27 protein-coding genes are annotated in these 26,919 nt (G+C 62.2%); 11 read left to right on the forward strand and 16 right to left on the reverse strand.

The window, feature by feature from the left end; all coding sequences use genetic code 11:
• Positions 1-137 precede the first annotated feature (137 nt).
• Positions 138-611 (forward strand): YbhB/YbcL family Raf kinase inhibitor-like protein, encoded by a 474-nt coding sequence (locus AB3X96_RS12075; RefSeq protein WP_368589905.1) that lies wholly within the window; start codon positions 138-140, stop codon positions 609-611.
• A gap of 9 nt (positions 612-620) precedes the next feature.
• On the opposite strand, the gene AB3X96_RS12080 is transcribed toward AB3X96_RS12075, so the two are convergent.
• On the reverse strand, positions 621-1,592 hold the full coding sequence (locus AB3X96_RS12080; RefSeq protein WP_368589906.1) for an AraC family transcriptional regulator N-terminal domain-containing protein: 972 nt from the start codon (positions 1,590-1,592) through the stop codon (positions 621-623).
• 94 nt (positions 1,593-1,686) lie between these two features.
• Between AB3X96_RS12080 and AB3X96_RS12085 the strand changes: the two genes are divergently transcribed.
• From AB3X96_RS12085 to AB3X96_RS12095, 3 genes are all read left to right on the forward strand, one after another.
• The gene (locus AB3X96_RS12085; protein WP_368589907.1) at positions 1,687-2,520 is read left to right on the forward strand and encodes an oxidoreductase; all 834 of its coding nucleotides are present in this window, start codon (positions 1,687-1,689) and stop codon (positions 2,518-2,520) included.
• 473 nt (positions 2,521-2,993) lie between these two features.
• Positions 2,994-3,632 carry an alkyl hydroperoxide reductase gene (locus AB3X96_RS12090; RefSeq protein ID WP_176105965.1) on the forward strand — a complete coding sequence of 213 codons (639 nt, stop codon included), beginning with the start codon at positions 2,994-2,996 and terminating at the stop codon, positions 3,630-3,632.
• 141 nt (positions 3,633-3,773) lie between these two features.
• Entirely contained in the window at positions 3,774-4,022 is a 249-nt protein-coding gene (locus tag AB3X96_RS12095) for a DUF3079 domain-containing protein (RefSeq protein ID WP_368590146.1), read from the forward strand.
• On the opposite strand, the gene AB3X96_RS12100 is transcribed toward AB3X96_RS12095, so the two are convergent.
• The 3 genes from AB3X96_RS12100 to AB3X96_RS12110 form a co-directional block, all read right to left on the reverse strand.
• A complete protein-coding gene (locus AB3X96_RS12100) occupies positions 3,947-5,005 on the reverse strand; it encodes a hypothetical protein (protein WP_368589908.1) in 1,059 nt (352 codons plus the stop codon). The genes AB3X96_RS12095 and AB3X96_RS12100 overlap by 76 nt on opposite strands.
• On the reverse strand, positions 5,002-6,261 hold the full coding sequence (locus tag AB3X96_RS12105) for an MFS transporter (protein ID WP_368589909.1): 1,260 nt from the start codon (positions 6,259-6,261) through the stop codon (positions 5,002-5,004). Before AB3X96_RS12105 ends, AB3X96_RS12100 begins: the two co-directional genes overlap by 4 nt.
• 128 nt (positions 6,262-6,389) lie before the next feature.
• Complete coding sequence (locus tag AB3X96_RS12110; RefSeq protein WP_368590159.1) at positions 6,390-6,518, reverse strand: hypothetical protein; 129 nt, start codon at positions 6,516-6,518, stop codon at positions 6,390-6,392.
• 343 nt (positions 6,519-6,861) lie between these two features.
• Between AB3X96_RS12110 and AB3X96_RS12115 the strand changes: the two genes are divergently transcribed.
• Positions 6,862-7,923, forward strand: a complete 1,062-nt coding sequence (locus AB3X96_RS12115) for a DMT family transporter (RefSeq protein WP_368589910.1) — start codon at positions 6,862-6,864, stop codon at positions 7,921-7,923.
• Between the two features lie 94 nt (positions 7,924-8,017).
• Here the strand turns inward: AB3X96_RS12115 and AB3X96_RS12120 are convergent, their stop codons facing one another.
• On the reverse strand, positions 8,018-8,269 hold the full coding sequence (locus tag AB3X96_RS12120) for a hypothetical protein (RefSeq protein WP_368589911.1): 252 nt from the start codon (positions 8,267-8,269) through the stop codon (positions 8,018-8,020).
• 1,541 nt (positions 8,270-9,810) lie between these two features.
• Here AB3X96_RS12120 and AB3X96_RS12125 point away from each other — a divergent pair.
• From AB3X96_RS12125 to AB3X96_RS12135, 3 genes are read left to right on the forward strand one after another with little or no spacing between them, the layout of a single operon-like run.
• Complete coding sequence (locus AB3X96_RS12125) at positions 9,811-10,665, forward strand: hypothetical protein (RefSeq protein WP_368589912.1); 855 nt, start codon at positions 9,811-9,813, stop codon at positions 10,663-10,665.
• Positions 10,662-11,801, forward strand: a complete 1,140-nt coding sequence (locus tag AB3X96_RS12130; protein WP_368589913.1) for a HupE/UreJ family protein — start codon at positions 10,662-10,664, stop codon at positions 11,799-11,801. The genes AB3X96_RS12125 and AB3X96_RS12130 overlap by 4 nt, the downstream gene beginning before the upstream one ends.
• 17 nt (positions 11,802-11,818) lie before the next feature.
• The gene (locus AB3X96_RS12135; RefSeq protein ID WP_368589914.1) at positions 11,819-13,285 is read left to right on the forward strand and encodes a DUF4331 domain-containing protein; all 1,467 of its coding nucleotides are present in this window, start codon (positions 11,819-11,821) and stop codon (positions 13,283-13,285) included.
• Positions 13,286-13,758: 473 nt separating this feature from the next.
• Here the strand turns inward: AB3X96_RS12135 and AB3X96_RS12140 are convergent, their stop codons facing one another.
• The 3 genes from AB3X96_RS12140 to AB3X96_RS12150 all read right to left on the reverse strand — a co-directional run bounded on the left by AB3X96_RS12140 (position 13,759) and on the right by AB3X96_RS12150 (position 18,644).
• Positions 13,759-14,307: an aspartate carbamoyltransferase gene (locus AB3X96_RS12140; RefSeq protein ID WP_368589915.1), complete on the reverse strand. Its 549-nt coding sequence runs from the start codon at positions 14,305-14,307 to the stop codon at positions 13,759-13,761.
• Positions 14,308-14,556: 249 nt separating this feature from the next.
• Positions 14,557-18,360, reverse strand: a complete 3,804-nt coding sequence (locus AB3X96_RS12145) for a tetratricopeptide repeat protein (protein ID WP_368589916.1) — start codon at positions 18,358-18,360, stop codon at positions 14,557-14,559.
• Positions 18,357-18,644 (reverse strand): hypothetical protein, encoded by a 288-nt coding sequence (locus tag AB3X96_RS12150; protein WP_368589917.1) that lies wholly within the window; start codon positions 18,642-18,644, stop codon positions 18,357-18,359. The genes AB3X96_RS12145 and AB3X96_RS12150 overlap by 4 nt, the downstream gene beginning before the upstream one ends.
• Positions 18,645-18,825: 181 nt before the next feature.
• On the opposite strand from AB3X96_RS12150, the gene AB3X96_RS12155 reads away from it, so the two are divergent.
• On the forward strand, positions 18,826-19,788 hold the full coding sequence (locus AB3X96_RS12155) for a LysR family transcriptional regulator (protein WP_368589918.1): 963 nt from the start codon (positions 18,826-18,828) through the stop codon (positions 19,786-19,788).
• A 24-nt stretch (positions 19,789-19,812) separates the two neighbouring features.
• On the opposite strand, the gene AB3X96_RS12160 is transcribed toward AB3X96_RS12155, so the two are convergent.
• From AB3X96_RS12160 to AB3X96_RS12185, 6 genes are all read right to left on the reverse strand, one after another.
• Positions 19,813-20,775 carry a universal stress protein gene (locus AB3X96_RS12160; protein ID WP_368589919.1) on the reverse strand — a complete coding sequence of 321 codons (963 nt, stop codon included), beginning with the start codon at positions 20,773-20,775 and terminating at the stop codon, positions 19,813-19,815.
• A gap of 110 nt (positions 20,776-20,885) precedes the next feature.
• Positions 20,886-21,359 carry a bacterioferritin gene (locus tag AB3X96_RS12165; RefSeq protein WP_368589920.1) on the reverse strand — a complete coding sequence of 158 codons (474 nt, stop codon included), beginning with the start codon at positions 21,357-21,359 and terminating at the stop codon, positions 20,886-20,888.
• A 36-nt stretch (positions 21,360-21,395) separates the two neighbouring features.
• Positions 21,396-23,477, reverse strand: a complete 2,082-nt coding sequence (gene tkt, locus AB3X96_RS12170; RefSeq protein ID WP_368589921.1) for a transketolase — start codon at positions 23,475-23,477, stop codon at positions 21,396-21,398.
• Positions 23,478-23,754: 277 nt separating this feature from the next.
• Positions 23,755-24,300 carry a cupin gene (locus AB3X96_RS12175; RefSeq protein WP_176105983.1) on the reverse strand — a complete coding sequence of 182 codons (546 nt, stop codon included), beginning with the start codon at positions 24,298-24,300 and terminating at the stop codon, positions 23,755-23,757.
• Positions 24,301-24,352: 52 nt separating this feature from the next.
• Positions 24,353-24,529, reverse strand: a complete 177-nt coding sequence (locus AB3X96_RS12180; RefSeq protein ID WP_176105984.1) for a hypothetical protein — start codon at positions 24,527-24,529, stop codon at positions 24,353-24,355.
• Between the two features lie 61 nt (positions 24,530-24,590).
• The gene (locus tag AB3X96_RS12185; protein ID WP_368589922.1) at positions 24,591-24,923 is read right to left on the reverse strand and encodes a hypothetical protein; all 333 of its coding nucleotides are present in this window, start codon (positions 24,921-24,923) and stop codon (positions 24,591-24,593) included.
• 182 nt (positions 24,924-25,105) lie between these two features.
• Here AB3X96_RS12185 and AB3X96_RS12190 point away from each other — a divergent pair, with 182 nt between their 5' ends.
• Complete coding sequence (locus AB3X96_RS12190) at positions 25,106-25,342, forward strand: hypothetical protein (RefSeq protein ID WP_176105986.1); 237 nt, start codon at positions 25,106-25,108, stop codon at positions 25,340-25,342.
• Positions 25,343-25,390: 48 nt separating this feature from the next.
• On the opposite strand, the gene AB3X96_RS12195 is transcribed toward AB3X96_RS12190, so the two are convergent.
• Complete coding sequence (locus tag AB3X96_RS12195) at positions 25,391-25,636, reverse strand: DUF6723 family protein (RefSeq protein ID WP_013091739.1); 246 nt, start codon at positions 25,634-25,636, stop codon at positions 25,391-25,393.
• A gap of 161 nt (positions 25,637-25,797) precedes the next feature.
• Between AB3X96_RS12195 and AB3X96_RS12200 the strand changes: the two genes are divergently transcribed.
• Entirely contained in the window at positions 25,798-26,109 is a 312-nt protein-coding gene (locus AB3X96_RS12200) for a hypothetical protein (protein WP_368589923.1), read from the forward strand.
• A gap of 131 nt (positions 26,110-26,240) precedes the next feature.
• Here AB3X96_RS12200 and AB3X96_RS12205 read toward each other — a convergent pair whose 3' ends face one another.
• A complete protein-coding gene (locus tag AB3X96_RS12205) occupies positions 26,241-26,915 on the reverse strand; it encodes a MarC family protein (RefSeq protein ID WP_176105989.1) in 675 nt (224 codons plus the stop codon).
• Positions 26,916-26,919 lie beyond the last annotated feature (4 nt).

Here is a 26,919-nt window from a genome sequence, read left to right on the forward strand (position 1 = left end):
CCGCGCGGTAAATCGAACATCGCGTCTGCCCCGGCATGCGGTCGTTCGATCCGCGAATGCGTGCACTCGCCGCGCGCGACTTCGGTGGACGCTGACCTAGAATAAAAGCATGGTCGCGACCCAACGAGGAGGCTGCCATGACACTCACGCTAACGTCGCAAGCCTTCCGACAGAGCGGCGAGATTCCGGTGCAGCATACCTGCGAGGGCGCCAATGTATCCCCGCCGCTCACGTGGTCCGGCGTGCCCGCGAACGCAAAAAGCCTGGCGCTGATCGTCGACGACCCCGACGCGCCGGACCCCGCCGCGCCGAGAATGACCTGGGTGCATTGGGTGCTCTACAACATCCCGCCGACAGCAACCGGGTTAGCCGATGGCGCTGATGCACAGGCTTTGCCGGGCGGCACGCTCGAAGGCACCAATGACTTCAAGCGTGCCGCTTACGGCGGCCCGTGTCCGCCCGTGGGACGCCACCGCTATTTTCACAAGCTGTATGCGCTCGACACCGTACTGCCCGATTTGAAAAGCCCCAGCAAGGCCGCTCTCGAGAAGGCCATGCACGGGCACGTACTCACGCAGGCCGAACTGATCGGCACCTATCAGAAGCGATGAGCGCTGGCATCAGTGCGACGACACATAAGCCGTATCAGCGAATACAGCCGGGATCGCGAAGCTCTCGCGCATCCGCTTAGCCTCCGCTGCCGGCGTCAAGCCAAACAGACGCCTGAATTCCCTGCTGAACTGGGACGGGCTCGCGTAACCCACAGCGTGTCCCGCCGCCTCCGCGGTCAGGTCCTGGCGCACCATTAACAGGCGAGCCTGATGAAGTCGCGTCGACTTCACGTATTGCATTGGCGACACCTGTGTAATGGCCTTGAAGTGGCTGTGGAAACTCGGAATGCTCATACCCGCTTCGTCGGCCAGTCGCCTTACGTCGAGAGGCTGCGCATAGCTTGCATGAATCACGCGGAGTGAGCGGCCTATCTGGCCGAACTGTCCTCGCATCGCCAAGGCCTCGCGCAACGAGCTTCCCTGGGCCCCGGTGAGCACCCGAAAATACAGCTCACGCAGCAGCCCGGCACCCAACACAGCAGCTTCGAGTGGCCGATGCATCGCCTCGAGAAAGCGCAGCACGGACGCTTGCATCGCGTCATCCATCGGCGTCGACATCATGCTCCGAGGTGCTGGTGTGCGCTCAGCCACCCCTTCGCGGTCGATCCGCTCCGCAAGTTCGGCGGCCAAGGCGAAATCGAGGTGCAGATACAGCGCGAGCAGTGGTCGCTCCTCGGTTGCGTCGGTCTCCATGCTGAATGGCACTGGCACGGATACGGCCAGATAGTGATGCTCGTCGTACAGGTACAGCTGGTCGCCGAAATAGCCTCGCTTACGGCCCTGGCAGACGATCACGATACCCGGGTCGTACAGAACGGGCGTGCGCGATAGCGCCCGGTTCGACCGCAAGATGCGGACGCTCGGCAGCGCCGTCAGGTTGTAGCCCTCGTCGGGCGCCAACGCGCACAGCAGCGCAACCATGCGTTTCTTGCTGCGCGAGGATAGAGCTGGGTGCTGGGTCGAAGCGCGTAGCGTGCTCATAGTTTTGTGCAAGAAACTCAGCGGAATTCGGCTTATTTTGCCTCGTTTGTCAGATTAGTATGCATTCTCCAATCGACTTTCGGGAGAAGCTTCAATGGCATTCAGCAAAACTCTGCTCATCACTGGCGTCAGCAGCGGTTTTGGCCGCGCGCTCGCACAGGAAGCGCTGGCGACGGGTCACAAGGTCGTCGGTACGGTGAGAACTGCCCAGGCAAAGCGCGAATTCGAGTCCCTGTCCGCGAACGGCGCTTGGGGACGTGTGCTCGACGTGACCGACTTCGACGCGATCGACGGCGTGGTGGCGGAAATCGAGGCCAGCGTCGGACCCATCGATGTGCTGGTCAACAATGCCGGCTACGGTCACGAGGGCATCATGGAGGAATCGCCGCTCCCGGAGATGCGCCGACAGTTCGATGTGAATGTATTTGGTGCGGTCGCGATGATGAAGGCCGTCCTGCCATTCATGCGTGGGCGCCGCCGCGGTCACATTGTGAATAGCACATCGATGGGCGGCTACATCACGATGCCGGGAATCACCTATTACTGCGGCAGCAAGTTTGCGTTGGAGGGCATCTCGGAGGCGCTCGGCAAAGAGGTCAAGCCCTTCGGTATTGCCGTGACGGCGGTGGCGCCGGGCTCGTTTCGCACAGACTGGGCGGGCCGCTCGATGACCCGAACGCCCCGCTCGATTCCGGATTACGACGATATTTTCGATCCCATCCGCCGTGCCCGCGAGGAGAAAAGCGGCAAGCAATTGGGAGATCCAAGGAAAGCGGCGCGCGCAATGCTGGCCGCCATCGCAGCGGAACATCCGCCCGCGCATCTTTTGCTCGGTAGCGACGCACTCGGTCTCGTCCGAGACAAGTTGTCGGCGTTGAACGCGGAAATCGGTGCGTGGGAGGCTATCACCGTTTCGACGGATGGCTGATGAACGCCGTCTTGTTGACGCGGTCGGGCGGCCTCACTGTCAGGCGGCGTCGATTGGGTAGTCCCGCCCAAGCACCTCGACGAGAAAGGCAGCGACGTGCCACATACGCTTTTTCGCAACTGCGACCCCGAACACCCACTTCGCTTTCTGACAACTAGCGCACTGGAACCCGGCCAGTCATACGTCATCGAGCTTTGAAGATCAGTTGCGCTCCGGACGCTTCGGTGGCATTGTCACTCTCGACGCTGGCCGAAGTTGCCGCCGAAGCAGGCACGGTGACAACCATTGGAGGTAATTCGCGAACGCTTTGAATGTGTGCGATAGCGCACCAAATCGTCCCGACATTCGGGGGGAGCATTGCGAGGCACCCTCTACCCACCGACCGGCGCCGCCGGTTGTGGGCACTCGCGTGTTGTTGTGGCGTTAGGCTCCTCACATAGCCCTGTGCAGGTTGCTACGGAATCGAAATTCAAATGCTGAACATCGATCTCAGGTCACAACTGCAGACGTATCTGCGAAACCTTCGCAGACCCGTCGAATTGATCGTGTCGCCGGGCGGTAGTCGAACATCGCACGAAATGCTGGCGATGCTGAACGAAATTGCGTCGTTGACCGACCTGGTCACGGTCGTCGAGGAGCAGCACGGCGATGAGCGCAAGCCATCGTTTTCAATCAGGCAGGTGGGAGCAGATGCCTGCATTCAGTTTGCCGCCACCCCAACAGGGCCTGAATTTTCGTCCCTTGTCCTTGCAATACTCCAGGTTGGAGGGCATCCCGTCGTAGCCGACAGCACGACCATCGAACGGATTCGAACACTGGAACGTGACTACTATTTCGAAACCTATATTTCGTTGTCGTGCGGAAGCTGTGTGGATGTTGTGCAAGCGCTGAACATGATGGCGGTGATCAATCCACGGATTCACAACGTTACGATCGACGGCGGAATTTTTCAAAGTGAGCTGTCCGCGCGTGAAATTAGCGTCGTGCCGACGATCTACATGAACGGCGAGGTCTTCGGCGAGGGGCGCAGCAGCTTCGTGGAGCTCGGCGCAAGACTTCTCGACATAGAAATGAGCATGAGAGCGGCACTGCGTGCGGCGAGCAAGTCGTAGCACCTGCCTGCGGGCCGCGAACGACACCACGCGCCAGTCGCAATGCTCAGCGGGCCGCGACACTCTGCCATCTACTACTGTGCCATGTAAGGACGAAAATCGTTGTCGGGCGAGCTTCTCGAATCGCCCGGGGACGACATCATGGCCAAGAAGTTTCCGATTCATCCGCTGCACCCGGAACGCGTGTGCTGGGGCTGCGACCACTACTGCCCGGCCAGCGATATGCGCTGCGGCAACGGGCAGAGCCGCGCGCAGTATCCGGCGGAATTGCTCGGCGATGACTGGAGCTTCGAGGAGCGCCGACGCAAGCACCGCTACCGCGATCCCGTGGATGCAAGCGCCATGACGCGAAGCACGGGCCGACCATCGACGTTCTTCAGCGGGAAGTAAGTGCGGTGTGTTGCGGGATCGACGCCGACGACATGGGCGTTGGGTCCTACCCTGCCCTCACCTGCTTTCGATACGGCAGACCCCGAGACGCGGAACATCGACACGATGCCGGCTTCGCCGGCCACGTAAAGCAGATGCGCGCCCGGATCGTAAGCGAGCACGTCGGGGCCGCCGCCGACGTCGAAAGTCTGAGTGACGCGCCTCGTCAGCAGGTCGAGCACGATCAGCTTGTCATTGTCTTCACACGCGATGAACGCGAGATGCAATTGAGGGACGATGGCGAGGCCGTGGTTGCCTTTCGCACCAGGCAGATCGATCCGGCTGATAATCGTGTCGGTCGACGGATCTATTTCGACGAGTTGCCGCCGCGTTTGCACATTGACGAAGACATGGTGCGAGTCGGGGTCGTACTGTGTGTTGCCCGCTTCGCCACCCAACTGGATAGTGCTCTTTCGCTGGTTGGCGTGCGTATCGATCACGGTTACCGTGCCGCCCGTCTCATCCGACACATAAAGTTTCTGGGAATTGGGCTCATATGCAATGCCGTCGGGGTAGACGCCGCCCGGCACACGCGCCACCACATGCATGCTGGCCTCGTCGATCGCGACGACCTCGTTGGTGCCGGTCGCCGATGCATACACCCGCCCGAGTTCCGGCACGGCCAGTACCCCATGTACTGACGCAATGGCGGCGACGCGGGACACAACGCTCGACTTGAGCGTATCGAACACCACGACTTCACTGTCCCCAAGATGAGCGATGAACAGCAGGTGCCGGTCAGCGTCATGGCTTACGTAGTCCAGACGCGTGGCGCGGCCCGGCAACGGGACGTCGGCGATGTGATCGAGCGGCAGGCGGGCCTCCGACTGCGCGGCGCTCGCTGGTGAAATGACGTGTACCAGAATGCCTGCCGCCGCCGACACTACGAGCAGGATGACGTACAGCGATATGGCTGGTGGCCCGCAGGGACGCGTGCGCGTCATGGCGACCCTCCTTCCGGTTCGATGTGGCGAAACGCTGCGAGCAGCGAAAGATCGTAGGCGATCTTGAGCACGCCGCAAGCGACAAGCGGAGCGCCCAGCCATCCGAGGCCAAGCAACGTACCCGACAGCACAGGCGCGAGCGCCGCCGCAAGACTTCGCGGGACGGCGGTGAAACTCGCGGCGGCAGGACGTTCCATGGGCGTCACCACAGACATCACATAGGCGCTGCGGGTCGGCACGTCCATCTGTGACAGGGCACTTCTCGCGAGAAGCAGCGCCAGAGTCAGTGACAGCGACGGCGAGAACGCGGCCGCGATCAGGCAGACGCTGGATGGCATATGCGTGAACACCATCGTGTTCAGCAGACCAATCCTTCGCGAAAGCGGCGCTGCGACGAGTTGGGACCCAGCGCTCAACATGCCTGCCCAGAAGAAGAACTGGCCCACTGCGCCGGGCGAAAGCCCGAACCGCTGGATCAGCCACAGCGCGAGCAGCGAGTTGACGAGAAGACCGCCCGCGAACGCGTCGACACTGAACAGCAGTGCGAGGCGAATCACGATCCCGCGTGACGGTCCGAGCGGCGCACGCACAACACGCGCCTGCGGCACGCGTGCGGGCAAGCGCAGGTAGAGAAGCCAGATGGCAAACCCCGTCAGCGCATAGACCACGAACATGGCTCGCGTCGCGGACAGTGACGAGACGGCCAGACCCGTAGCGATCCTGTCCGGCAGTGCGGCAGCGAGCGCGCCCACCGCCGCCGACAATGCGCCGATCAGGCTATAGCGTGCAAAGAGCGAAGTACGCGCGTCGCCACTAGCGGATTCCGCGAGCCGTGCATGTTCCAGTGGAAGGAACAGGCTTACGTCGCCGGAACCCGGATTCAGGGTTCCGATAAAAGCGACGACCAGCAGCGGCCACAGCGAAGAAAGGCTGGCGAACGCGAGACCTGTAGCTGTCATCAGCGCCGCGGCAAACAGCAGCAACAAGCGCAGGGCGACGCGATTGCCCACAAAGCCGATCAGAACCGTGGCGAGAGCAGAACCGAATAGCGTTGTGGTGCTGATCAACCCGACAGTCAGTTGGCCGAATCCAAGCCGGAGAAGATAGACAGGCAGCAGCACCGCGACGAATCCATCGCAGATACCCCGCAAACCGCGAGCCGCAAGCAGTGTCAACGCGCCACCTTCCACGCCGCCCGGCAGAACCAGACTGGAGAGCCGGGAGTGAAGCGTCGCCGATGAGACGTTGCATCGCATGACAGTGCTATGCGCGCGTCGCTGCCTTTAGCCGCGAAGCCGCGTTCCCAGTTGGTGATGTTGAAAAGCTGGCTGACGTACTGGCCATCTGACCACGCTTACAGCCGGGCACGTGTGCGCTCGTCGCGCTATGGGCGCCTTCCCGTATCGCTGTCTTTTTCACTGGCCGCGAAATGCGTGTACATCGCGTCGAGCACCAGGCTCATCGCGGCGAGCAACCGGTCGTCGTCAGCCGTGCGCTCGCGCGAGCCGGCCATGATCGCTTCGAACCCGATGGCTCAGCCATGCGCTCGCCACACGGTCGACCCACATGCGTCGCTGGGTCGCCCAACTCCGTCCTTGATAGATATATGCCGTCCCGAAGGACAGCGCAGCCATCGGCTTTCAGCGCACGCCAGTAACGCATCCGCGCGGTGGCGTTCTCTGTCGGAAGAGTCAGCACCAGTAGCAACCAGGTTGAAAGCGTGCTCATGTAGATTACGTTACGTCGCAGTAACGATTTCTACAAGCAAGCTTTTGGCTGCCTGCTGCGAGTTTGATCCGTCACCCCAGCAATGGTCTGTAAACTGTCCCTTCTGCTGCGAACATGAGGTTGAAGTTGTGAAATCAGGATACGCCGCGATATTCACCGCCTTGGCCGCTGCGGCGCTGTTCGGCGCCGCGACACCGCTGGCCAAGGCGCTGCTCGGCTCGGTCAGCCCATTCATGCTCGCAGGCCTGTTTTATCTCGGTAGCGGCCTGGGGCTTGGCGTCGGCATCGCGTGGCGCGCATTCCGATCCCGCGGGCATCAGTCCGGCGCGCACCACCGCATCACCAAAGGTGAGCTACCCTGGCTGATCGGGGCAATAGCGATGGGCGGCGTCGCCGGGCCCGCATTGCTGATGCTGGGCCTGTCCACCACACCAGCGGCAACGAGTTCGTTGTTGCTCAACCTCGAGGGCGTGTTGACCGCAGTGATTGCCTGGGTGGTCTTCCGGGAAAATGTCGACATTCAGGTTTTTCTCGGGATGGTGGCGATCGTTGCGGGCGGCGTGCTTCTGTCGTGGCATCCGGGCCAGACAGGCGTGCCGGTAGGTGCGTTACTGATCGTCGGCGCGTGTCTGTGCTGGGCAATCGACAACAATCTGACGCGCAAGGTCTCGGCGAACGACGCGATGGTGATCGCGTGTCTCAAAGGGTTGGTGGCCGGTCCCGTGAATCTCGGCATCGCGCTCGCGGCTGGCGCTTCGCTTCCTTCAGCAGGAACCATGGCGGCGGCGATGCTGACCGGGCTCAGCGGTTACGGCATCAGCCTCGTCTTGTTCGTTATCGCGCTTCGGCATCTCGGTACGGCGCGTACAGGCGCGTACTTTTCTGTAGCGCCGCTTTTCGGTGTGATCCTTTCGCTGATCATATGGCCCGCCCTACCCAACCCGTCTTTCTGGATTGCCGCAGGCCTGATGGCGCTGGGTATCTGGCTGCATGTGCGCGAGCGGCATGAGCATGAGCACACTCATGAGTTTCTCGAACACTCGCACCGGCATCGTCATGACGAGCATCATCAGCACGAGCATGATTTTCCTTATGCCGGTGACGAGCCGCACACACATCCTCACGTGCATTTGCCTGTTACCCATTCGCACGCACATTTCCCCGATATTCATCATCGGCATCCGCACTAGTTGTGCGCACGGCTGAAGACCGGATATGGCTCCCACGCCAGGTATCGGCAACCGGACGTTCAAGGTCGGATTGAGGCGGATGCTGTGGGGCTTGCTACGGCCAGGTAGGGTCATTCACTCGTACCGCCGGTCGGACATTCGGACAGCGGCTCAGAATCTGCAAACGGTCACTCGTCGCGCGCCCGATGATCTGTTGCATCGAACCGTCGATGTTCGCCTGCCCGGCGACCGCGCGGCAATTGGTGCTGTTCGCCTGTATGGGTAAACCGTCATATGCTTGCGCGAACGCGGGGGCAGAAAGGCTGACGTAGACGAGTAATGCCCCAAAGCCAAGTATCTTGTCCATGATGGACTCTTGCATGTATCGCCGACGTTTCGACGCGCGAAGTCGTCGGCGTCGCCCGGCACAACGGCGTGCTTCACAAATTCAAACCGCCACGAAAAAACGCGCGGCCGAGGACGTGGTTGCCTCACGATTAAACGATGCAGCAAGCTGGGTTATTCCGGAACGAAAATCTGTCCGGCAGGGTCAGTTTATCCAGGTGATTCAATAGTTGAAGCCATCAAGCGAACTTCCGCACCCGCCCCGCTCGGAACATTCGACCCGGAAGGCCGACTACCGCCGATGGCACAAATCCGGCGGGACATCGATCGGGCCTGCGGTCTGTGAACATCCTTTTTTCTCGTTGGGCTAAGAGCTAATGCCCCCCGCCGTACGCGGGTCGCCGAGCACCGACAGGGCATCGTCGGTCGGAGTGCGGCGAACTCCGGTCGTCGCTGCAAATATGATGGCGACGGTGCGAGTTAACACGGAGATGAGTCTGTACGTACTTGCCTACAGCATGAAGCGCGTTATTAAGCTCCTTGTTCACAACGGCTGATTGAGACGTTGCAAGGTAACGCCGCCAATTTGACGGCGCTGCGGTTCCTGGGGTGCCAATTTATTCAATCGGTCCTCCGTTCCCGAGAATAGGAGCCTTGAAAGCGATGAACGCCGCCATGACGGAGCCCCTTAGTGTTTTGACACAGTCTTTTATGGACACCGCCCGGCTTGCCGTCCCGCGCTGACGCGCGAATGTCTGCTCGAGTCATAGCGGCGCCACCCACGCTGTGGCTTAGGACATCGTTGTATTGACGGTTCATGACAGATCTTAAGCGTTGAATGTGATTGAGAAGTCGCCTACAAATCGAACCGGAAAGCCAAAAATGCAGCTCGAACCCCGAAAAGGCTCATTCGCGCGTGCGCTATGTGCAGAGCGTTACAGACGGATCTAATTGAAGGTAGAGCGGCTGTATAGCGCAGACATCCTCACGCGATCGACATTAATTATTTCGCTCTTCACTCTCCCGCGCAGGCGGCGTAGCACGCTGTGATTGACCCGGTGCGACCAACATCGACGTCAAGCGAAACCGGCTTTACTTCTGGCTGACCCGTCATGCTGAACCACGCTGACGTTGCGGACGCGCAAATTGCGCAGCCAAAAGCAAGACGCTGGAAGAAACAGTGACCGCCGACTGCATCCGGATCGGGACCTTTCGCGTATATCCCAATGCAGAAGGGGAAGGTCGATGTCGGGTTGGCGATTCGTACCGTTGGTAGCCGCGCTTGTTCTGCTCTCAGGCGAGAGTTGGGCGAAACCGTATGTACCCGAAAACGACGGCGTGGTGCTCGAACACCTTCCAGAAAAAAACGATCCGGCGCTTGCGCAACTGAAACGCATGCGCGCGACGCTAATGATGGACCCGCGCAATCTCAACCTGGCAATTCCCGTCGCGCGTCGCGCTCTCGAAGCGGGGCGGAGGATGGGCGATCCGCGCTTCTTCGGCCAGGCGCAGGCGGCGCTGGCGCCGTGGTGGGGCGCGGACGATGTGCCGCCGACCGCGTTATTGCTGCGCGCGACGCTCAAGCAAAGCCAGCATGATTTCGAAGGCTCGCTTGCCGACCTGGATAGGTTGCTGGCCGCGCATCCAGCGCTCGCGCAGGCGCGACTGACGCGCGCCACCGTTCTCAGCGTGCGCGGGCGCTACGCGGACGCGCGGCACGATTGCGAGCAACTGAAGGGACTGGTTGCACCCATCGTCGTCATGGGGTGCGATGCGACACCGGCGAGCCTGACCGGCAATGCAGCGAGCGCATACGGGGCGCTCGTGCAGGTGCTTGCGCAAGGTGCCGGCAGTCTCGATCTGCGCGAGTGGGCGTTGACGCTCGCCGCAGAAATTGCCGCTCGCCGCGACGACTTCGATGCGGCCGAGCGACATTTCCACGACGCACTTGCGCTCGACCCGCATGACGCTTATCTGCAGGGGGCGTACGCCGATTTTCTGCTGGATCGCGGTCGTCCGCGAGAGTTGTTGCCACTTTTGCGTGACGCTACAAAAAACGACATGCTGCTGCTTCGTTTAGTGCTGGCCGAGCAACAGCTGCCGGAATTGCGCGAGTCATTCGCTGCGCACCGTGAGGATCTCTCGGCGCGCTTTGATGCTGCGCGTCGCCGCGGGGATAGCGTGCATCGCAGGGAGGAGGCACGCTTTCGTCTCACAGTGGAACATGATGCCAAAGCGGCACTCATTCTCGCGCGCGAAAACTGGTTGGTCCAACGCGAGCCGTCCGACCTGCGGATTCTGATCGAAGCCGCGCGCGCGGCCGGCGATGCTGATGCCCTAAAGAACGCATCCGATTGGGTCGCCGCAATGCATCTCGAAGATGCGGCGATTATCACGCTGCTGCAGGTACGGCAATGAAACGGGTCCTCCTCGCCTTGATGCTCGCGTTGCTGATAGCGCCCGCGTTTGCGCATAAGGCAAGCGACGCCTACCTCACGCTTGAGCGCAGCGGGCAAGCGCTGCGCGGTCAGTGGGATATCGCGCTACGCGATCTCGACAACGCGCTTGGGCTCGATGAGAACGGCGACGGGGACATCACGTGGGGAGAAGTACGTGCACGAAAGCGCGATATCGCGGCATATGCGCTTGCACACCTCAAGGTGTCCTCTGATGGCAAGCTTTGTGCGCTCGAACCGACCGGGCAACTGATCGACTCGCACACTGATGGCACCTACGCGGTGCTGACGTTCACAGGACAATGTCCGCGGGCGAGCCCAACACTTTCTATTGACTACCGGCTGTTCGAAGGCCTTGATCCGCTGCATCGGGGACTTCTCAACTTCGTCGAGAATGGCCAGAGCCGAAGCGTCGTATTCAGCGCTGATGCGCCGCACCGCATTGTCGGTACCGATACCGGCGGCCCGTTGACGCAGTTCGCGATATATCTGAACGAAGGCGTCTGGCACATCTGGACGGGATACGATCACATCCTGTTCCTGCTCTCGCTACTGCTGCCTGCGGTGCTGATTCGTGAGGGGCGTGCATGGCAGCCGGGCGCATCGTTTCGCCAGGCACTCGTCGATGTCACCAAGGTTGTGACCGCATTTACCGTGGCGCACTCGATCACACTCACGCTCGCGGCGCTATCGATCGTCGTGCTGCCTTCGCGGCTCGTTGAATCGGGCATCGCCCTGTCGGTAGCGCTGGCGGCGCTGAATAACCTGTTTCCGCACGTGACGAACGGACGCTGGATGGCGGCGTTCGGTTTCGGGCTGCTGCACGGATTGGGCTTTGCAGGCGCGTTGCACGACCTCGGCTTGCCGGCAGGTTCGCTTGCGTTGTCGCTCGCCGGATTCAATCTTGGCGTCGAAGCAGGACAACTCGCCATCGTATTCGCTTATCTGCCACTGGCGTTCTCGTTGCGGGCAACCCGGACATACCGGCGCGTGGTACTTGCCGGCGGCTCAGCGGTGACCGCGACCATCGCCATGATCTGGCTAGTCGAGCGCGCACTTAACGTCGCCATATTTGGCTCGTTGGCCGCCCCGTTATAACCTTGAAGGAGAACACCATGAGATCTGTTGCCCGCATCATGGCAGCCGTCGCGCTTTGCGCCGCGGCGCTTTGGAGCAGTGGAACACTCGCTGCCAGTCACCGCGAGGCCCCCCTGATTGCGAACGACCCGACCGCCGACAACACCGACTTTTACATGTTCCGGAGTTGGACGAACCCTAACAACGTCGTTTTCATTTTGAACGTGATTCCCATGCAGGACCCTGACGCCGGGCCGAACTATTTCAATTTCGGCGATGACGTGATTTATCGCATCAACGTCGACACCAATGGCAACGGCAGGGCCGACGACCTGGTCTATGAAATCCGCTTCAAGACCGAATTGCGCGGGGATCTCGCGAACCAACAGCTGCCGCTGTCATATGCCGCGCTACCGCCGATCACTGCGCTCGACGGCCCGGGCTCGGACGGTCTGATCCTGCGCCAGAGCTACACGGTGACGCAGGTGCGTCACGGCGAGCGCACCAATCTGGGTACCCAGACGATGTTCGCGGTCCCGTCTAACGTGGGACCGCTAACGATGCCCAACTACGAAGCCCTGGCCGCACAGGGTATCTACTTGCTGGCGAACGGCGGCAAGGTCTTTGCCGGCCAGCGCGGCGAGACGTTCTACATCGACCTGGGCGCAGTATTCGACACGGTGAATCTGCGCCGCACGCCACCCGTGTTGACACCGGCGGAGGATGCCAACGATCACGTGAATCCTTTTGGCAATGACACGTTCTCCGGCTTCAACATCAGCACTATTGCGATCGAAGTGCCAATCAGCACGGTGACGTCCAGACCCAATGCCGTAATCGGCGCGTACGTGTCCACATTGCGGAGGGAAGGCCGCGGAATGGGCGACGATGAGGACAGAGCCGGACGTTGGGTGCAGGTGTCCCGCATGGCCAATCCACTCGTCAACGAATTGATCATTGGGACCGACACGAAAGACAAATGGAACGCGACCGATCCGGCCAACGAAGCGCAATTCCTGGGTTTCTATCTGAACTCCAGGCTGGCGACTGCACTCAACCTGCGGTTCGGCTTGACGATTCCCACGACTAACCGGACCGATCTGGTCAACGTGCTTCTCAAGTATCCGTCCCAACCGCAGACTGGGACGTGCGGCGCACGCGATTGCTCGGAACTTCTGCGGCTAAATCTGGGTGTTTCCCCGACACCACCTGCGCAGCAGCGTCGCCTCGCCGTTCTTGCTGGGGACAACGCCGGCTGGCCCAATGGGCGGCGCCCGAATGACGACGTGACCGATATCGCACTGAGGGTCATTGCGGGCCGGCTGACAGGCGCGCCGACGGGCAATCTGTTGCTGGGTGATGGCGTGAACTTCAACATCGGTGCCGAAGGCAGCAACTTGACCGCGAACGGCATCTACACGATTTTCCCCTACCTGCCGACACCGCACCAAGGGAGAAATCGCCGCCACATCGACTGCGGTGAAGCGGGTGCCAATCCCTGCTGAATGGTGATTGAGGTCCGCCGCGATCCGGCATAAGGTGTTCGCGGCGGTCGACAATTGCACAAAACATCACCAATACTTAAGCAGAGAGACCTGGCAGGCACTGTGATCTGGAAGATCGTGCGCGCGGCGAGTTCGCGCGGGCCGACAATTGACCGCGGCCGGGCAAGTCCACACCGGCCGTTCCAACGAGCGCCCGAGGAAGACGCTGGACTACGAAACCCCGGCTGAACGATTCCATCGAACTATTGCATCGACCGGTTGAATCCGCCCTTGAAAGCTGCCGTCGACTCGCGGTAGACCCAACGGCTGTAGAGGGTCGGCTTCGGGCGGTCACCTCGGGCGGCGCTCGGCCACGAGCGGCCCTTCGGCGCTCACTTCTGAATTCGTAAAGTCAAAGGTCCGGCGCTGACCCGCCACTGACCGGGCGGGAAATCGGACCGGCCAATCATTCGCATCCTGATCGTGTGCGCTATCTATTCCGCTGTCGAGGCGTCTGCCGGATGATGGTGCATCATGCCTGGATCGTGCCCTGCCATCGCGTCGTGGCCATGATCGGACAACTGGGCGTCGAACCATTCGTGTAGCGCCATGACGAGGCGAGGCTCGTCCGCGTGATATACGATTTCGCCTCCATCAGGCAAGTCGTGATAGTGGATCGTCAGTTCACCCTGCTTCGCGGCACGTAGTACGGCTAGGCCCGGCATGTCGTTGCCGTGGATCTGCACCGGCGCATTGAAATCTCCCTCCGAAAACTGCCGGGCGATCATGGCCAGGTGTCCGCGGATCATGGCGGCCTGCTTCGGATCATGATGCTTCGTGACGACCTGCTGGGTTCCGCCGTTGGCCGTCTTCGTAAAGATGTGTGTGGTGGCCGCAAGGGAGAACGGCATTACCTCCGTGCCGTATTGCTCAACTTCCCTCTGGCGTGGCGTAACGTCGGCGATGGCGGCCGACGAAAGAACAGCTATCCCGAGAAGGACCGCGGTTGAGACCGCGACAACAGCCGCCGACGGGCGCGACATGGTTTGCTCCAATCGAAAGAGAGAACGCATAGTCTAGCGTTCACTGTCCGTTTCCGGTATTGGCGAACGTCCCTTCAGGGTCGACTACGGGCGTACGCCTCGGTAGTCGTTCACCTCTTCCGCAACTGGATATGTCGGCAATGACTCGCCCGAAATAACGGAAAACGACCAGACTGCCGCGCAGCAAATGGAAATAACTGGACTGGCAACGCGAGCGGCAAGCGTTCGCCGAAGTCAACGGGACTATACTCAGGCGGGGTCGCCGTCGGAAACGCGACGGATGCCATGCAGGCCACTGTTGCCGTGCCCCTGAGAGAGAGACCGCGAGATGTCGGCCGCCTCTCGCGACGCATCCAGCGCGCCGGCATCATCGCCGACATCCATAAGGTGGGCCGACAAGTTGTTGAGGGTCCTAACAAGATCAGGTGCAAAGCGGTCTGGGTTCTCGTGTGCGAGACGCCTACGGATCTCCACCGCCTCGCGAATCGCATCCAGCGCACCCGCGCCATCGCCCGTGTCTTTGAGGCGGTCCGACAGATTGTGGAGGCTCTTGGCAAGATTGGGCGCAAAGCGGCCCGGATTCTCCTTTGCGAGCGAGCGATAGATGTTGACCGCTTCGGCTATCGCGGCAAGTGCTCCCGCGTTATCGTTCGCATTGTGGAGACAGCTCGCCAGGTTGTGGAATGTGGCGGCGAGATCGCGAGCGAAACGGCCCGGGTCATCTTTTGCGAGAGGACTATAGATTCTTACCGCCTGACGGATCGCGTCGAGTGCCCCCGCCCCGTCGCCGGCATCGCCAAGGCGGAGTGACAGATTGTTGAGACTCATGGCGAGAGCGGATGCGAAGCGGCCCGGGTCCTCTGTTGCGAGAGGACTATAGATATTCACCGCCTCACGGATCGCGTCCAGTGCCCCCGCGCCGTCGCCGGCATCGCCAAGGCGGACCGACAGATTGTTGAGGCTCATGGCGAGATCGGCTGCAAAGCGGTCCCGGTCATCCTGTACTAGCCGTCGCCGGAGCTTCACCGCCTCGCGTATTGCAGCCAATGCGCCCGGGCCATCGCCCTCAGTATCAAGACAGTTCGAAAGGGTTTGGAGGCTCGCGGCAAGAGCAGGTACGAAGCGGCCGGGGTTCTCCCGTGCGAGACGCCGCCGGATCTCAACTGATTCGTGGATCGCCGCCAGCGCGCCCGCTCCGTTGCCAGCATCCGTGAGGTGGAGCGACAGGTTGTAAAGGCTGGTGGCGAGGTCGGGCGCGAAACGGTCTGGATTCTCCTGTGCGAGATGCCACTGAATCTCCGCCGCCCCCCGGACCGCGGCCAGCGCGCCCGCACCATCCTTGGCATTACCGAGAAGGAGCGACAGGTCGTTAAGGCTCCCGGCTAGATCGGGAGCGAAGCGGCCCGGGTTCTCCTGCACTAGACGCCGCCGGATCTCCACCGCCTCGCGGATCGCGACCAGTGCGCCGGCGCCATCACCGGCATCCGCCAAGCGGCGCGACACGTTGTGGAGGCTGCTGGCGAGATCGGGTGAAAAGCGGTCTGGGTTCTCCTCTGCGAGAAAACGATGGATGTTCACTACCTCGCGCATCGCGATCAGTGCGCCGGCACTGTCGCCGGCATCGTCGAGGCGGAGCGACAAGTCGTTAAGGCTCACGCTTAGATCAGCAGCGAAGTACCTCGGGTTCTCCTGGGCGAGACGCCGCCGTATCTCCACCGCCTCGCGGATCGCGACCAGCGCGCCTACGCCATCACTGGCTTTGGCCAGGAGGAGCGACAGGTTGTGGAGGCTGCCGGCGAGCTCGCGCGAAAAGCGGTCCGGGTTCTCTTCCGCGAGAAAACGATAGATTTTCACCGCCTCGCGGATCGCGGCCAGTGCGGCGGCGCCATCGCCGGCATCGCCGACGGAGCGTGAAAGGTTGTTGAGGCTCATGGCGAGATCGGCTGCGAAGCGGCCAGGGTTCTCTTGTGCGAGACGCCGCCGGATCGTCACCGCCTCGCGGATCGCGGCCAGCGCGCCTGCGCCATCGCCAGCATCGTGAAGGCGGACTGACAGATTGTTGAGATTCATGGCGAGATCGGGTTCGAAGCGGCCCGGGTTCTCCTGCACGAGACGCCGCCGGATTTCTACCGCTTTGCGGATCGCGGCCAGTGCGCCTGCGCCATCACCGGCATTGTGAAGGCGGAGCGACAGGTTGTTAAGGCTCATGGCGAGATCGGGTGCAAAGCGGCCCGGGTTCTCCCGCATGAGACGCTGCCGGATCTCTACCGCCTGACGGATCGCGGCCAATGCGCCCACGTCATCGCCGACGTTGCCCAGGAAGGCAGAAAGATTATTGAGACTCATGGCGAGATCGGGTGCGAACTGACTTTCGTTCTCCTGCGCGACAGACTGAAAGATATCTACTGCCTCGCGGGCTAAAGCTACCGCGCCCGCGCGATCGCCTGCATCACTGAGACGGACGGACAGGTTGTTGAGGCTCGCAGCAAGACCGGGGGCAAACTGGCGCTGGTCCATCTCTACGAGACGCCGCCGGATTTCTACCGCTTCGCGGATCGCGGCTAGCCCGGGCCCGCCATCGCCGGCGTCGCCGAGGCGATTTGACAGATCGTTGAGAATTTCTGCGCGTTCGGCAGCTGGAAGATCAGCCATACCAAGCAGCGTCTGGCCAACTGCGATACCAACCGGACTTAGCCGGAAGCCCACTGCGTTGGCCTCAAGAAAGCCCCGCCATGCTTTTGCACGTTCAGGTTTCCCCGTGGCCGCTTCAACAAGCGAGTCACGCAATATCCGTTCAGCAGGTCCATGCAGAGTAACCATGTCGTGCATACGCCTGCTCAAGAATTCGATGTGATCCGCTCCGGTTTCAGACAGTGTCGCCCATACCCAGTCAGCGCGACGGTCCTGAGCATCGATGAGCACCTGTCGCAGCAGTTCGGCTGCAACGATGTCAGGCGCTGGCGATGGAAATCGATTGTCTCTGCTCCAGCCCAGGAGACGCACCCCATCGACCACATACTGAGGAGCCGGCAGCCCGATCCCGAGCTCAGGTGCAGCCAGTCGCCGCATCGTTGAAGCGTCAAGGCCGTCACGCAAAGCCGCGAGCCCGACCAACCGGGAGGCGGCATGCTCTCCCCACCCTGTATTGCGTCCGACTCGATCTAGCTGGGTGCGCTCACGATCGATCAGAGCGGCGACGATGTCTGGCGCTGTCAGGTCGAGCGTCTCGTCAGGCGAGTCCACGAAGTGGACGGCCGCGGCCGTGATCAGCAGGGGTAGTGCATAAAGCTCCGGGCTTTGGGAGAGCCAATTGTCGATTGCAGCACCATCGAGCTGTGGCTTGCTGTAGCCACGATGCTGGGCGAGTCGAGAGGCGACACGCTTGAACAAAACCGTCGCTGAGACTGTGGGAAGCGCGCGGATTGCCACCTCATGCCCGTCACAGACGTGTGAAGCACGGGCATCGAGGACGTCTTGTCTCCACTCGTCGAAAGGGCTACGGCTTAACAACAGAATCCGAACCGGCGCGGACGGCTTTTGCCGGTCTTCCCGACCTGCTTCACGAAGCAGACTCCTCACCTGCTCGCGCCATGCTTCGGGATAATCCAATATGACCAATAGCCCCTTGTCAGAAACAGGAAGGGACGCGCCTTGCTCAAGCGCAGAAAAGCCGGCATACCAGCCCTCCGCTTTCAGTCGTTCGGCAAGTTCGGCGGCCAGGCGAGACTTGCCACTGCCTCCAGCACCCACAAGAAACCTGATGCGCAAAGGTTGTCCCGATCGAGCCCAACTGAGGAGTTCGTCGAGTTCGGGACCCCGGCCGATCAGGTCGTCCGCAAGCCTGCACCGCCAGGAGAGTAGATTGAAAACTTCAAAAGGGTCGCCCTGGTTCGGCAAGCCCGATGCCCAGTCCACAATAGGCGGTGGTGATGGCTGTCGGCCGTCGTACACCTGATAAACAAGACCGGAATTCGAGCCGACGAAGACGTTCCCAACGATCTTTTCGGAGGACACCGCATAGCTGCCCCAACGAAACAGGCGGGGGAATTTCATTTGCGAATATCGTGAACCAGTTGAGCCGCCGCGATCAATGCGCCCACGATTCCGATCACCCACGCAACGCGGTCACCGTGCGGGGCAGTCCGGCTTGGACCTTCTTTACCCGATGGCGCGGCCATTTCCGAATAGGTTTGCGTCAGGTGGCCTGATTGGTTCCCGACAACGATGTTTCCCTGGACCTTACTTGCCTTCAGGACGTTCGAGCGCCTCCGTCTTGCAAGTGCAACGACAAAGAAAATCGCTGCAAGGCCGTAGACAAGGAATCGTTCGATAGCCATTGCCCGCTCCAAACGTGCGTCTTGTCGAGAATAGTCGATGGCTGGGTGTAATGCCAGCGTCCGCCCAGAGTTTGCCTCGCCCTCGACAATGCGAGCGTCTCACTCCTTTGTTGTGGAAACGATGTTAGGAAGCGCGACAAAATCCGTCAATTATGTGACATCGATAGGCATCATCCAAACCATGGATATTCGTCAGGTCGACCTGAATCTGCTGAAAGTGTTCGATGCGTTGCTGAAAAAGCGGCATGTGACGCAGGCGGGCGTGAGCATCGGGCTCAGCCAGCCGGCAATGAGCTATGCGTTATCGAAGCTGCGTGAGCTGTTCGAGGACCCGCTGTTCGTGCGCACCGGCCGCGGCATGGAGCCGACGCCGCGCGCGCAGGCGCTCGGCGATCCGGTTGCGCGGCTGCTGGATCTCGTGCAGACCGAAATCCTGCCGATGCCCGAATTCCGTCCGGCCGCGTCGTCGCGCAGCTTCGTGCTGTGTATGTCGGACATCGGCGAAATGGTGTTCCTGCCACGCTTGCAGAACTTTCTCGACAAGACCGCGCCGCACGTGACCATCAAAACGATCGCGCTCAGCATGCCGGAGCTGGAGGAAGGTCTGGCGAGCGGCGACGTCGATCTCGCGATCGGCTACTTTCCGGGTTTGAACAGCGAATCGCTGAAGCGCAAAGCGCTGTACCGGCATTCGTATGTGTGTATTGCGCGCGAAGATCATCCGGAAATCGGCGACACGCTGTCGCTCGATCAGTACCGCGCGGCCGCGCACGTGATGGTGCATCCCGAAGGCCGCGAGCAGGACGTGCTCGCTCGCACGCACGAACGCCTCGGGATTCGCATCAACGTGCGCTTCAGCGTGCCGCGTTTTATCGGCGTACCGTTCGTCGTCGCCGGCTCGGACATGATTGCAGCGGTGCCTCAGGCGGTCGGGCGGCGCTTCGCGGAGTTCGTGAACGTCAAGCTGCTGCCTTTGCCCTTCCCCGCGCCCAACTACGACTTTTATCTGCACTGGCATCCGCGCTTTCATCACGAGCCGGCCAACCGCTGGATTCGCGACGCGATGAGCGAGCTCATCAAGGGGCCGATGCAGCACGAGCCGTTGCCAAATGCGAAACGGACGCGCTTGAACGCAGCGCCATAGTCAGGCTGTAGCAGCGCTACTCGCTCATGATGCGGAAGTGGCGTCGCTAGCGTGGATCAGCAGAATTGGCGTTCGCGTGATTTGCAAGACCCGCCCAGCGACGCTGCCGAGTATCCAGCGTGTGATGCCGCGCCTGCCATGCGTACCCATCACGATCAGTTGCGCCTCCCAGCCGCCCGCCTCGCGCACGATCGCATGAGCAACATCATCGTCGGTTCGGTTCGTCCTGACGAGCGCTGTCGAGACCCGCGCCGACACGCGCGCCAGAACCGGCTCGGCAGCGGCTATTGCCTCCTTGCCTTCGCCGACGAACGAGTCCTCGAGCGAATCGATCGGGATCCAATCGGAGAGCCGCACGGCGCGATCGATCACATAGACCGCTCGCAATTCAGTGTCGGACGTAGCGAACCGTATTCCATACTGCAACGCGGACATCGACAGAGAACTTCCATCGACCGCGAACAGGATGCGCTCGGGCAACTCGCTGTGCGTCGTGCTGTAGCTCTGCGGGACGACCAGCATCGGGCAGCGCAGACGTCTCGTCAGCCGTTCGGACACCGTACCCTCGGCCCAACGCTGCAACCCCTGGTGTTGACGCGCGCCTATCACCATCAGGTCGGCTCTCCATGTGTCGGCCGCACCGATCAGGGCATCCACGACGTCGTTACCGCGTTTCGCGAGGTCGATGACTTCCGAGTCGATGCGTGCATCACACGCGGCTAGCGTTTGCGTCGCCCGATCGAGCGCCTCGAGCGCATCGCGGAGCAATTCATCGCGCGCCAGATCCAGCATGTGGCCGACGCGCCGGCCCGTCGGAAAAAGCTTATGGGGATTCTCGGCCACGCTCACGAGGCGGACGTCGCATCCGGCGGGAAGAAGGTTTCGCGCGTAGTCGAGCGCCTGTCGGGATGCTTCCGATGAATCGACTGCGATCAGCACTCTGCGCGGCAGCGTCGAGATGGCGTCGCCTGAATGGGGGGAATTCATGGTTGGCTCCGTACTCGCAGGTTTGGCGGCGTGGTGACGAATGGCGTCGACTACGAGATCCTGGCCGGCCCCTCTGCGATGCCCCGCTCATCACAGAGGGCCGTCTACGATCAAGTCCGGGGTGCCTGCCGTTCCTCCGACGTCGTCATTTCCCCAGGGCGGCGCAACATCTTGTCGACCTCGCCCGCGTGCATCTCTTCGACGTGGATCATCTGACGGGCGAATTCCTCGAGTGCAACCGAGCGGTCTTCCACCAGCGCCAGCAGATCGCGATACAACTGCAACGCGACATTCTCGGCTTGCAACGACTCGCGGAGGATCGATGCGATATCGAAGGTATGCGAGTCGAGCAGAGGACCGATCGCCAGCGACGGATAGGCGCCCAGCGTGGTAATCCATTCGCCGGCCTGCTGTGCGTGCAACAACGATTCGTCCGCCTGAGCGCGCAACCACTCCCGGATCGGGATGCGTCCGAATCCGAAAACAAGCAACGAATAGTGCGTGTATCGGACGACGCCGGCCAACTCGGATTCGAGAATCCGGTTCAGCACCGCAACCACGTCCTCCTTATTGATCTCGGCCATTTGATATCTCCTTTCACTCAAACCGTCGCCGCACGCTCAAGCGCCCTTCCCCTTCTTCACCCGCTCGATCTGCTGCTTCGCCGCCTGATACACCGCTGCCGGCGTGAAACCGAACTTCTTCTTCAGATCCGCAATCGGCGCCGACGCGCCGAACGTATGCATGACGACCTGCGCGCCGAGCCGCCCCGTATACCGATCCCAACCGAGCGACGCAGCCTGCTCGACCGCGACGCGAGCTTCCACGTCCGCCGGCAGCACCGACTCCTGATACGCGCCGTCCTGGCGCTCGAAGATGTCCCACGACGGCATCGACACGACGCGCGCCGCGATGCCCTCGCTCTTCAGCTTCTCGTACACGTCGGCGCAGATCGACAGCTCGCTGCCGGTCGCCATCAGGATCACCTCGGGCTTCTTGCCATCGGGCGCATCGGCGAGCACATACGCGCCGCGCTTCGCGCCGCTCGCGGACGCATAGCGGCTGCGGTCGAGCGTCGGCAGCGGCTGGCGCGACACGACGATGCACGTCGGCCGATGCGGCTGCGTCAGCGCGACCCGCCAGGCCTCGGCCGCTTCGTTCGCGTCGCCGGGACGCAGCACCGTGAGGCCGGGCACGCCGCGCAACGATGCGAGCTGCTCGATCGGCTGATGCGTCGGACCGTCTTCGCCGACGCCAATCGAATCGTGCGTGAACACATAGATGGCCGGTACTTCCATGATCGCGGACAGGCGGATCGGCGGCTTCATGTAGTCGCTGAAGATCAGGAACGTCGAGCCGTACGCGCGCAAATTCGATAGCGCGAGCCCGTTGACCACCGCGCCCATCACATGTTCACGAATGCCGAAGTGCAGATTGCGGCCGCCATAGCTATCCGCCTGGAAGCTGCCGGCGCCTTCGAACTTCAGGTTGGTCTTCGTCGACGGCGACAGATCGGCCGCGCCGCCGATCATCCACGGCACGCGCGCGGCAATCGCATTGAGCACCTTGCCTGATGATTCGCGTGTCGCGATCCCCTTAGGATCAGCGTCGAAGCTCGGGATGTCGCTGTCCCAGCCCTGCGGCAATTCGTGCGCCTGCATCTGCGCGAATTCGCGCGCGAGCTCCGCGTACTGCTTTTTGTAGCTGTCGAACTTCGCCTGCCATTGTTCGCGCGCCGCCTTGCCGCGCGCGCCGATGCCTTGCGCGAAGCGTTCGTGCACGCCCTCGGGCACGTAGAAGAACTTGTCCTCGGGCCAGCCGTAGAACTTCTTGGCCAGCGCGACTTCGTCGACGCCGAGCGCTTCGCCGTGCGCGGACGCGGTGTCCTGCTTGTGCGGCGCGCCCCAGCCGATGATGCTGTGGACCACGATCAGCGTCGGCCGGTCGGTCACCCTCTTCGCTTCGACCAGCGCCTTTTCGAACGCGGCGGTGTCGTTCGCATCGCCGACGTTCAGCGTGTGCCAGTTGTAGCCGTGAAAGCGGCTTGCCACATCGTCGCTGTACGCGAGGTCGGTATGGCCTTCGATCGTCACGCGGTTGCTGTCGTAAATCCAGATCAGGTTCGACAGCTTCAGATGCCCCGCGAGCGAGGCCGCCTCGTGCGAGATGCCTTCCATCATGTCGCCGTCGCCGCACATCGCGTACACGCGGTAATCGAACAGCGGCGCGTCCGCGCGGTTGAAGTGGTTCTCATGCCAGCGCGCGGCCATCGCCATGCCGACGCTATTGCCGAGCCCCTGGCCAAGCGGTCCCGTGGTGGTCTCGACGCCGGTCGTCATCCGGTACTCGGGGTGGCCCGGCGTATTGCTGTCGATCTGGCGGAAATGCTGGATGTCGTCGAGCGACACGGCCGGCGCGCCGGTCGGCTTGCCGTGTTCGTCGACGGCTTTCACGTTGGCCAGATGCAGCAGCGAATACAGCAGCATCGATGCATGCCCGACCGACAGCACGAAGCGGTCGCGATTCGGCCACAGCGGCTCGTCAGGGTCGTAACGCAGATGGTGTTGCCACAGGTGATAGGCGATCGGCGCGAGCGCCATCGGCGTGCCGGGGTGGCCGGAATTGGCCTTCTGCACGGCGTCCATCGACAGCGTGCGGATCGTGTTGATGCACAGCTGATCGAGGGAGGGATCGTTTTGCATGGGACGCTCCTTGTTCGGCATTTCGGGAGACGGCCGACGCACACCGCTGAGCGCGCGGACGGATCGGCGCATCGTGTCGTCATGGAAACGCGCGCGTCCGGGCGTATGCACGAGGACACGAAGCGGGACGCAAAGCCGCACGTGGAACCGCACACGTGCCGACGTTACTGCCGAAAGCGCGCGGGAAAATCGCGGCGAAGCCCACAGATGATGCGCCTAACCGCGCAACTCTGCACGCCACCCCGCAGCAGACCGGCTGCTTCGCGAACGACGAAGTTCACGCCGCCTGCAGCCAAAGCTCGACCACCGGACCATGCTTGCCGTCGATCGGATCGAGCGGCGGAAACGGCAGCGCCAGCATCTCGGTGAGTTCCTGCGGCGTCAGCGCTTCGCGGCGAATGTCCCACTGCTGCCCCAACGGATAGCCCGCCACCACCTGAAAATGCGGCTCGAACGATTGCAGACAATGGCCGGTGCCGGCCGGCAGCAGCAGCACGTCGCCCGTGTGCAGCCTCACCACCCGTCCGCCGGGTCCGCCGACGATCACTTCGGCGCTCGCGTCGGTCACGCCGAGCACCTCGTGCGCCGTCGCGTGAAAGTGATGGAAGTCGAAGATGCTGTTGCGCCACTGCGCGGGCCATGCATTGCGCTCGAACAGGATTTCGAACGCGGCGGGCAGATTGCCGCTGCCGGGCGACAGCGCGCGCCGGTACAGCACGACCGGCAGCTTGCTGTTGTTCGGCACCCAGCCGTGCGGTTCCAGCATGAAAGCTTCGTATTCGGTCTGCGCGGCGTCGAAGCCGTGCTTTGACTCGTTGAACATGATTGCTCCTGGCTTGTGATGCGGTTGCCGCGAACCGGCGCTCCAGCACCGGCTAGCCTCCGCCGATGCCCTGCAGCACCTTGCCCGTGCCGCCGCACACGGTGCAGCGAGCACCGTCTACCGTGCCGGTGCCGTGGCAGGCGCGGCAAATGTCTTCGCCCGCGCCTGGTGTGTTGGGCGGCGCTTCGTCGCCGGGGTTCATCGATTCGGTTGAGTTGTCCGGTTGCATGCGCTTTCTCCGGTTGAAGGTTGACGGACTGGATGCACGGGCTGGCTCACAACGCGACGCGTCATTGCTCGCCCGGCTGCTTGCGATGCGATTCGCGCCCGCCGCCCCCTGGCGGTTCGGCGTGCTCGCCGGTGCCGAGCGGCACTTCGGCGCCGTGCCGCGGGCTCTCGCTCGAACGTGGCGGATTGGTCGCTTTATCCACGCCGGTCTGCACGACCGGTTCGATGCCGAGCGGGCTCGGCTCGACGTAGTGCGTGCCACTCGGCCTGTTGCGGGCTCTGACTTCGTCGGATATCGCGGGTGCGGCGCGCTCATCCGGCCTCGGGGACTGCTCGCCGCCTGGGGTGGCGGCCTGCTGCTGGGTGTCGGCGTTGGTCGACTGGGGATCTGGCATCACGCCCTCCTCGTGTGTTCGGCCGTCGATTCGCGTCGTGACGCGGCATGTCGAACGGCCACCTGGTTCATGCAGCAACATTCGAGCCTTGCCGATGAAGTCAAGCGCAGCGCGACAGGCACGGCCATTGCGATCTCGATGGCAGTAGCGCCACACGTTCGCTTTGTAAAAAGGAGAACCCTATGAGCATCACGACTATTCGCGTATCCGGCACCGAGGTGCAGGTCGAGCGCACGCTGTACACGTTCGCGCAAAAGAGCGACGCCGATGCGTTCCAGAACTGCCTCGTCGAGGGTTCGGTCGACACCTGCTATCGCGATCACCCGCCGCTGGCGACGCGCCCCATCGAGCCCGACGAACATCCGGACGATCCCGCGCGTGGCAGCACGATTTCGCCGTCGCTCGGCGGTATGCCTTGATCGCGTCCGCACGTGTCGCGGAACAGGCACCGCACCTGCCGCGCGCGCTCAGCCTTCGGGTGCGGCGCGATCGGCCGCGACGATCTCGCGGCCATACGCAATCGCGGCGCGGCGAGCTTCGTCGGCGGTCGCATAGGGGCCGATCTGCGGTGCGCCGTCGAACGGAAACAGAATCCGCCTGTCCGCTTTCCTCACGACCTTCAGTCCACCTATGTATCGGCCGTCGCCTGTTCCGTGATAGCTGGCGAAAATCTCGAAGTCGTCGTCAGCAACGTCGGCCTTGTGTCGCGCCATATGGGTTCCTCTTTCTGTGCTTTGCGTGGGTGATGTCCAATGCGAGCCGGGCGCGCGCGGGCATCGCGATGCGGCGTGTGCGGGTTTTCAGCAAGTCGCGTTCCACGCAACGACATCCGTCGTCATGCGGCACGAGCATTGCGCGTCTGAACGAAGACTTTGTGGAGACCCTGATGGATTTACCTGACACGAGCCGGCAAACGCCCCGTGCAATCGGCACATTCGGCCTGGACGCACTCACCCTGGCGCGGATTTCGACGCAGACGCTGCCGCTGCCGCTGCATCTGCATGTGCCGACGCCGCCCGAGGTCGACCCCGAGATCCCGCCCAAGACGCCGCCGCCGAACATCGACCCCGATCCGATCCCGGACGATCCGCTCGACGACCCCAACGGACCACCGGAAGGCGACCCGCCCGCGGCGCCGCCGCCGTTGCACGCATGGCGCCGGCGGTTGCCGTGCATCGCGGATTGAGCCCATGTCGGGACGGCCAATATGGGAAGATCGACAGTTATCCTCATTGCCATGAGCGCGCCCGACCTTATCGAACACGAAGACGGCAACAAGGACGACGACCTCGGTCTTTATCGGCGCGCGACGCGTCGCTACGGGGTAGTCGCCCGCATCGTCGCGATCGGAGTCAGGAATTCCGACACGCCGGTCAGGATGATCTGCACGCCGATGCACAGCAGCAGGAACGCCGACACCCGCAATGCGACCTTGGTGCCCTCCACGCCGAGATAGCGCGCCAACACCGTCGCGCGGCTATAGATCAGATATACGCAGACGGCCACCGCGAACGTGATCGCGACCGAAGCGATGCTCGACATCACGAACGCCGACAGCTTGTGCGTCCGATTCGCGGACAGCGCGATCGCGGTCGCGATCGAGCCGGGCCCGGTGGTCAGCGGCACGGTGAGCGGAAAGAACGCACGGGCCTTCGCGGTCTCGGCATCGACGCGCTTGACGTCCGTCTGCTCGGCCGGCGTGTCAGGCGCATTGAGCATCTGCCAGCCGCCGACGGCGAGCGCGAGCCCCCCGCCGATGCGCAACGCCTCCATCGAAATACCGAAGAAATGCAGGATCGGCGTGCCGATGAAGAACGCCACCAGCAGCACGCAGGCGGCGTTGATCGCGACCTTGCGGGCAAGCGCGTCGCGCTCGTCGAGCGTCAACGATGCGGTCCGATCCAAAAACACGAACGCGCCGCCGAACGGATTGATGATGCTGATCATGCCGATGAAGCCGAACATAATGTCCGAGATCAGACTTTCGACCATGTGC

The sequence above is a fragment of the Paraburkholderia sp. BR13439 genome, assembly GCF_040948805.1.
Taxonomy (GTDB): domain Bacteria; phylum Pseudomonadota; class Gammaproteobacteria; order Burkholderiales; family Burkholderiaceae; genus Paraburkholderia; species Paraburkholderia youngii.

What these genes read in the sequence shown, in the direction of transcription:
- AB3X96_RS12085 (WP_368589907.1), top strand. Translation starts at nt 1,687, where the DNA reads ATGGCATTCAGCAAAACTCTGCTCATCACTGGCGTCAGCAGCGGTTTT.
- AB3X96_RS12155 (WP_368589918.1), top strand. Translation starts at nt 18,826, where the DNA reads ATGGATATTCGTCAGGTCGACCTGAATCTGCTGAAAGTGTTCGATGCG.
- AB3X96_RS12080 (WP_368589906.1), bottom strand. Translation starts at nt 1,592, where the DNA reads ATGAGCACGCTACGCGCTTCGACCCAGCACCCAGCTCTATCCTCGCGC.
- tkt (WP_368589921.1), bottom strand. Translation starts at nt 23,477, where the DNA reads ATGCAAAACGATCCCTCCCTCGATCAGCTGTGCATCAACACGATCCGC.
- AB3X96_RS12180 (WP_176105984.1), bottom strand. Translation starts at nt 24,529, where the DNA reads ATGCAACCGGACAACTCAACCGAATCGATGAACCCCGGCGACGAAGCG.
- AB3X96_RS12075 (WP_368589905.1), top strand. Translation starts at nt 138, where the DNA reads ATGACACTCACGCTAACGTCGCAAGCCTTCCGACAGAGCGGCGAGATT.
- AB3X96_RS12120 (WP_368589911.1), bottom strand. Translation starts at nt 8,269, where the DNA reads ATGGACAAGATACTTGGCTTTGGGGCATTACTCGTCTACGTCAGCCTT.
- AB3X96_RS12130 (WP_368589913.1), top strand. Translation starts at nt 10,662, where the DNA reads ATGAAACGGGTCCTCCTCGCCTTGATGCTCGCGTTGCTGATAGCGCCC.
- AB3X96_RS12165 (WP_368589920.1), bottom strand. Translation starts at nt 21,359, where the DNA reads ATGGCCGAGATCAATAAGGAGGACGTGGTTGCGGTGCTGAACCGGATT.
- AB3X96_RS12205 (WP_176105989.1), bottom strand. Translation starts at nt 26,915, where the DNA reads ATGGTCGAAAGTCTGATCTCGGACATTATGTTCGGCTTCATCGGCATG.
- AB3X96_RS12090 (WP_176105965.1), top strand. Translation starts at nt 2,994, where the DNA reads ATGCTGAACATCGATCTCAGGTCACAACTGCAGACGTATCTGCGAAAC.
- AB3X96_RS12105 (WP_368589909.1), bottom strand. Translation starts at nt 6,261, where the DNA reads ATGCGATGCAACGTCTCATCGGCGACGCTTCACTCCCGGCTCTCCAGT.
- AB3X96_RS12100 (WP_368589908.1), bottom strand. Translation starts at nt 5,005, where the DNA reads ATGACGCGCACGCGTCCCTGCGGGCCACCAGCCATATCGCTGTACGTC.
- AB3X96_RS12195 (WP_013091739.1), bottom strand. Translation starts at nt 25,636, where the DNA reads ATGGCGCGACACAAGGCCGACGTTGCTGACGACGACTTCGAGATTTTC.
- AB3X96_RS12175 (WP_176105983.1), bottom strand. Translation starts at nt 24,300, where the DNA reads ATGTTCAACGAGTCAAAGCACGGCTTCGACGCCGCGCAGACCGAATAC.
- AB3X96_RS12110 (WP_368590159.1), bottom strand. Translation starts at nt 6,518, where the DNA reads ATGGCCGGCTCGCGCGAGCGCACGGCTGACGACGACCGGTTGCTCGCC.
- AB3X96_RS12160 (WP_368589919.1), bottom strand. Translation starts at nt 20,775, where the DNA reads ATGAATTCCCCCCATTCAGGCGACGCCATCTCGACGCTGCCGCGCAGA.
- AB3X96_RS12135 (WP_368589914.1), top strand. Translation starts at nt 11,819, where the DNA reads ATGAGATCTGTTGCCCGCATCATGGCAGCCGTCGCGCTTTGCGCCGCG.
- AB3X96_RS12185 (WP_368589922.1), bottom strand. Translation starts at nt 24,923, where the DNA reads ATGCCAGATCCCCAGTCGACCAACGCCGACACCCAGCAGCAGGCCGCC.
- AB3X96_RS12150 (WP_368589917.1), bottom strand. Translation starts at nt 18,644, where the DNA reads ATGGCTATCGAACGATTCCTTGTCTACGGCCTTGCAGCGATTTTCTTT.
- AB3X96_RS12095 (WP_368590146.1), top strand. Translation starts at nt 3,774, where the DNA reads ATGGCCAAGAAGTTTCCGATTCATCCGCTGCACCCGGAACGCGTGTGC.
- AB3X96_RS12145 (WP_368589916.1), bottom strand. Translation starts at nt 18,360, where the DNA reads ATGAAATTCCCCCGCCTGTTTCGTTGGGGCAGCTATGCGGTGTCCTCC.
- AB3X96_RS12190 (WP_176105986.1), top strand. Translation starts at nt 25,106, where the DNA reads ATGAGCATCACGACTATTCGCGTATCCGGCACCGAGGTGCAGGTCGAG.
- AB3X96_RS12140 (WP_368589915.1), bottom strand. Translation starts at nt 14,307, where the DNA reads ATGTCGCGCCCGTCGGCGGCTGTTGTCGCGGTCTCAACCGCGGTCCTT.